This window comes from Rhizobacter sp. P1_G5 (assembly GCF_056405435.1).
On the sequence record NZ_JBFUCB010000411.1, the window covers coordinates 1 to 5,539 of the forward strand.

Annotated in this window: 4 protein-coding genes; all 4 read right to left on the reverse strand. The window is 70.4% G+C overall.

Going from position 1 to position 5,539, the window contains the following annotated elements; translation table 11 throughout:
* Positions 1–2,026: type VI secretion system membrane subunit TssM (tssM, locus tag AC1D12_RS23205; protein WP_477843119.1), on the reverse strand; the 2,026-nt coding region annotated here is incomplete at its 3' end.
* On the reverse strand, positions 2,023–3,369 hold the full coding sequence (locus AC1D12_RS23210; protein WP_477827511.1) for a DotU family type VI secretion system protein: 1,347 nt from the start codon (positions 3,367–3,369) through the stop codon (positions 2,023–2,025). The genes tssM and AC1D12_RS23210, both read right to left, overlap by 4 nt.
* A gap of 29 nt (positions 3,370–3,398) precedes the next feature.
* On the reverse strand, positions 3,399–4,730 hold the full coding sequence (tssK, locus tag AC1D12_RS23215) for a type VI secretion system baseplate subunit TssK (RefSeq protein WP_477843121.1): 1,332 nt from the start codon (positions 4,728–4,730) through the stop codon (positions 3,399–3,401).
* A 37-nt stretch (positions 4,731–4,767) separates the two neighbouring features.
* A complete protein-coding gene (gene tssJ / locus AC1D12_RS23220) occupies positions 4,768–5,259 on the reverse strand; it encodes a type VI secretion system lipoprotein TssJ (protein ID WP_477843123.1) in 492 nt (163 codons plus the stop codon).
* Positions 5,260–5,539 lie beyond the last annotated feature (280 nt).

Genomic DNA, 5,539 nt, shown 5'->3' on the forward strand with positions numbered 1-5,539 from the left:
GGTACACGCGCTCGGTGAGCGGCGTCGCGATCAGGCGGGCCCGCGTCTGCGCGACCAGCTGCTTGTCTTCCGGCAGCGGCGACACCGCCTGGCCCTCGGCCAGCAGCGCGTCGAGGTGGGATTCGAGCTCGGCACGCTGCTCGGTGGTCACCGAGCGCGGCAGGTTGGTTTCCCAATCGGCCATCACGTAGAGCTTCAGCGCGGCGGGGTCGAAGCGCTCCGGGTCGTAGAGCATCACGTAGGCCTTCAGCGCCTCGTACTGCAGCTCGGGGTTGTCGAGGCCGGTCTTCAGGCGGTCCTCGATGCCGAGGGCGATGCGCGGCAGCACCGCGTCGGTCAGCATGCGGCGGTAGGCCTGCTGCGACGCGCCGTCGAGCTTGCGGCCCTGGTACAGCCCGAAGCCGTGGCTGAACGGCACCGAGTCGCCGATGCCGGCACGCGCCAGGTCGCGCGTGGCCTGCAGCGCCGGCAGCAGCACCAGGATGTCGGGCGATGCGCGGTTCGGCGTCGACTGCACCAGCTTGCGCACCTCCTCGACGGTGGCGTCCACCTTCGCGATGTAGCGCTGGTTGTTGACGTAGCTGACGCCCCAGGCGAGCAGCACGCCCAACGAGACGATGCCGAGCGCCGCGTAGGCGGCGGTGATCATCCAGGCGCGGCGGCGCTCCCATTTCAGGTCGGTGCCGGCCAGCGCGGCCTCGCCGAACACCACTTCCTTCAGCAGCCGCGACAGGAAGAAGCTCTTGCCGCCGGACTGCAGCGGCGGCAGCACCGTGCGCTCGAGCCGGTAGGTGCGCGCGATGCGGCCGAGCATGCGGTCGATCGGCGTGCCTTCCTGCGTGCCGCTGATGAAGTACACGCCGCGCAGCAGCGGGTGGGCCTCGAACTGCGACGGCGAGAAGACCTGGTCGATCCAGTCCTTCAGCAGGCCGCGCAACGCCTCGAACTGCTGCGGGAAGCCGTAGATGCGGGCGCGGCGCTGCGGGTCGCGCTCGAGCTGCAGGCGGTCGATCAGGCCGTCGGTGAGGCGCTTCTCGAGCGCGTCGAACTCGGCCGGGAACACCGAGAGATCGGTGTGCTGCTGCTTGTCGAGCTTGAAGGTCATGCCCCACGGCGTCGCGCGGGTGTCCTTGTCGACCTCGCCCAGCGTCTCCATGAAGCCCGACAGCAGGTCGCACTTGGTGACCAGCAGGTAGATCGGGAAGCGCATGCCCAGGTGCTGGTGCAGCTCCTGCAGCCGCAGGCGCACGGTGGCGGCGTGCTGCGCGCGCTCGTTGACGTTGGCGGTGAGCAGGTCGCTGACCGACACGGTGATCAGCACGCCGTTCAGCGGCTGGCGCGGCCGGCTGCGCTTGAGCAGGTCGAGGAAGCCCTCCCAGGCCTTGCTGTCGGTGCTCTTGTGGCTGTCCTGCGTGGTGTAGCGGCCGGCGGTGTCGATCAGCACCGCCTGGTCGGTGAACCACCAGTCGCAGTTGCGGGTGCCGCCGACGCCCTTCACCGAATGCTCGCCCATCGCCGCGGCCAGCGGGAAGTTCAGGCCCGAGTTGACCAGCGCGGTCGTCTTGCCCGAGCCCGGCGCGCCGATGATCACGTACCACGGCAGCTCATAGAGGTAGCGCTTGCCGAGCCGCGACGTGAGGCCGCTGAACGCGCCGGCCACCCCCGTCTTGCCGGTGTCGAACTTCGCGTTGCGCAGCGTCTGCAGCGCCTTCTGGAAGCGCTCGTTCAGCGTCTTCAGCTCGGCGTTGGCCGGGTCGTCGGCGGCAGTGCTCGCCACCGGCTTCAGCAGCTGATCCACGACGCGCGCATTGGTCTTGCGCGCACGGAAGTACTGCCACAGCTTGCGCAGGATCACGAGGCCGACGATCACGCCGATGAAGACGAGGCGCGCCGTCGAACTCTCCAAAGGCCGCCAGGTGCCGATCGCGATCAGCGGCCCGACGATCCAGATGACGAGGGACAGCGCGATCAGCCCGAGGATCAGCAGGAACCACGGGTTGAGCAGGACACCGAGCAGCTTCTTCATGATCCGGTTCCGGGAGCCGAGGCCGCGGGCGTCGCGCCGCGCGAGATGAACAGGGTGATTTCGACGCGCCGGTTCAGCGCGCGGTTGGCCGGCGTGTCGTTGGCGGCCACCGGCTCGCCATCGGCGCGGCCCTCGGCCTTGACGCGGTCGGCGGCGACGCCGTAGCCCACCAGGATGTCGCGCACCGTCTTCGCGCGCTCCTCGGACAGGTGCCAGTTCGACGGGAACTGCGCGGTGCGGATGCGCACGTTGTCGGTGTGGCCGGTCACCAGCACCGAGCCCTGCACCTGGGCCAGCGCCTCGGCGATGCGCTTCATCAGCGCCTCGCGGTCGCTGGTGAGCGCCGCGCTGGCGGGCGGGAACAGGCCGTCGCCGCGGATGATCACGACGCTGCGGTCGACCTCGTCGCGCACCGTGACCAGTTCGGCCTTGATGTCGTTGACGAGGAACTGCGCGAGCCGCGGCTTCGGTGCCGGCAGCTTGACCGGCGGGGTCGGCGGAATCAGCCGCAGCTCCTGGATGCGACCGTAGACCGGGTCGGAGTCGCCGCTCAGCCGCCACGACAGGCCGAGGTAGATCGCGACCACCAGCAGCATCACGACGGCGCTGGCCACCCACAGCGGCAGCCAGGTCAGCATCGAGCGGCGGGTCGCGGCCTCGCCGCGCCAGTTCTGCGCGAGCGGCTGCGGGTAGTCGCCGCGCTCCTTCTTGATGATCTGCGCGAGCCGCTCGCGCACCGCCTCGAGTTGCGCGCGGCCGCCGTCGACGACGCGGTAGCGGCCCTCGAAGCCCAGGCACAGCGCGGCGTAGATCAGCTCCAGCAGGTCGCGGTTGCCGCGCGGGTTCTCGGCCAGCTTGGCCATCAGCTGGAACACCTTCTCGCCGCCACCGGTCTCGTTGTGGAACATCGCGAGCAGGCTGTGGCGGCCCCACTGGCCGGAGGCGCCCCACGGCATGGTGGCGGCCACCTCGTCGAGCAGCGTGCACAGGATGTAGCGGGCGGCCAGCACGCGCTCGGGCGTGATGCCGCGGGCGCGCGCCTGCGCCTCGAACTCGCGCAGGCCCTGCGCGATCGATTCGCGCAGCGAGGCCGGGTCGGCGAGCTGGGTGGAGGCGCGGATCTGCGGCACCAGCGCCAGCAGCGGGTTCGCCAGCGCCACCAGCGGGTTCAGGCCGCTGTCGCTCGGGCCGATGTCGGCCGCCACGTCGGCGCCCGCGGGCTGCTGCGGCGCATGCTGCGGGCGCGAGGGCATCGCGGTCGTGCGCCCGCCCGGCGTCGGCATGATGAAGGTGCGGCCGGTGTCGACTTCGGCAAACGGATCGTCGGGGGAAGAGGGGCTCATCGCGCTCACCACGTTCTTTCTGGCTTACTTCACTGGCTTCTGATGGCCCACAACTCCAGCTCGAGGCCGGGGAAGTCGCCGGCGATGTGCATCGCGACGTGACCGTTGGTCGAGACCGCCTTCCACAACTCCCCGCTGCGGTCGAGCTCGAAATAGAAATACCCCGCATGGAACGGCAGCTGGCGCGGCGCGACCGGCAGCGAGCGCAACCCGATGCCGGGCAGCTGCAGGTTGACCAGGTCGCGGATCTTGTCGACCGGGCCGATCTTGGTCTGTGCCGGAAAGCGCTGGCGCAGCTGCTCGCCCGGCACCTGCGCATTGACGGCCAGCACGAAGGTGCCGGTGCGCGCGAGCTCCAGGTCGTTGACGACCGCGGTGCGCACGCCGTGCGTGCGGTCGACCAGCTCGATCTGCAGCGCGTTCTGCTCGAGCACCGCGGTCAGCATGCGGCGCAGCTCGGCGAACACCGGCGCGAAGCAGGCGTTCAGGTCGTCGTGGCGGTACGGCGGGAATTCGGGTGGGCGGCGCGTGCTGCTGGCCAGCGTGGCCAGGTCGCCGGCCAGGCGCAGGCAGTCGCGGTGCAGCTCCTTCGGGTGCGCATTCGGCACCGCGGTGTGCTGGCTGAAGATCGGCTCGTTGCGGTTCAGCGTCTGCAGCATCAGGAAATCGGCCAGCTCGGAGACGCCGTGGCTCAGCTGGCCCATGCGGCCGGCGAGCGCCTGCGCGCGCTGCAGGATCAGGCCGTGCAGCAGCGAGGCGCTGGCCGACAGCTGGGCGGTGGCCTCGATCGCCACCTGCGGCGGGATGTAGCTGCGTTCGAGCGTGACCTGGCCGTCGCTGCGGCGCTCGGCCACCAGCGCGACGCCGAGCAGCGCATAGGCCTCGGTGGCCTCCTTCGCGCGCACGAAGCGCATGCGCAGCCGGCCGGTCTGGATGGCGGCCGGCTCGTCGCTCGCGTCGGTGTTGTCGCGCACGTTCTCTTCGGCGGCCTCGAAGCGGCACAGCTCGTCGGTGCCGCTGAAGTCGACCTCGTTCAGGCCCTGGCGCTGCAGCGGCAGCGCGAGGTAGATCAGTTCGCCCTTCACGTCGGCCGGCAGCTCCATCGGCGGCGGCAGCGGGTCGAGCAGCGGCATCGAGAACGGCGTGCCGTCGGGCAGCAGGCCGGCGGCGCGCGTGAGGCCCAGCTTGCCGAGCGCGAGCAGGCCCTCGTCGATCTCCAGTTCGGAGAAGCCCCAGGCGAACGGCGTCACGCAGCGGGTGCGCGCGTCGACCAGGCGCTCGATGTAGCGGGTTTCCTGCTGGAAATGGTGGGGCTGCAGGAACATGCCCGACGACCAGACGACCTTGGCGCGCCAGCTCATGGAGAGATCCGTCCGTTCACGGTGGGGGTTGGGGGTTTCAGGGCTTGATTTCAGGCTGCGTGCGGGTGGCCTGCACGGCGATGTCGTCCAGGCTGACGGCGACGATGTTGGTGCGGTTCGCGGCGACCGGGATCACGGCGCGCCAGCGGGCGCGCTCGAGCTCGCGGAATGCGACCATCACGCCGATGAACCTGGTCTCGGGCGACAGTTTCTTCTCGAGCGGGCGCTTTTCGCCGGGACGCAACACGAATTCCTCGCGCGACACCAGGTCGGGGCCGAGCACCTGCTGTTCGCGTTCGAACAGCGAGACGAAGTCGGCCGACTCGAACTGCGCGTTGGCCTTCAGCTCGAAGACGCGCACGACGACCGGGGAGGCCCGCTTGCGCGCGTCGGGGTTGATCTGGGCACCGGCGGCGACCTCGCCCTTCAGCGTGGCGGGCCCGGCGAAGGGGTTGAACTTCTCGACGGTGGTGCAGCCTGCGACGAGGCCGAGAACGGCCAGCGCGGCGGTGATGAGCAGTTGGCGCATGGTGYGGCGGGTGGGGTGGGGGGATGGGGCAAACGGACTGGCGCCCGCAGGATAGCGGTCGCTCTCATCCGTCAGTCGTGACTTAGGTAATGAGAGCGCCGGCTGGCGCGGCAGGCCGGTTGACGAAGGTCAGTTGGACCGGGCGCGGACGGGGCCTAGGCTCGCGCCATGCCCTACTCTGCCCCTTCATCGCCACGTTCGCTACGCCTGCTCGCCGTGCTGGCTGCAGGGGCCCTGGCCGCCTGCGCCTCGCAGGCGCCGTCCCCGGCACCGGCCGCCC

What these genes read in the sequence shown, in the direction of transcription:
- AC1D12_RS23210 (WP_477827511.1), bottom strand. Translation starts at nt 3,369, where the DNA reads ATGAGCCCCTCTTCCCCCGACGATCCGTTTGCCGAAGTCGACACCGGC.
- tssK (WP_477843121.1), bottom strand. Translation starts at nt 4,730, where the DNA reads ATGAGCTGGCGCGCCAAGGTCGTCTGGTCGTCGGGCATGTTCCTGCAG.
- tssJ (WP_477843123.1), bottom strand. Translation starts at nt 5,259, where the DNA reads ATGCGCCAACTGCTCATCACCGCCGCGCTGGCCGTTCTCGGCCTCGTC.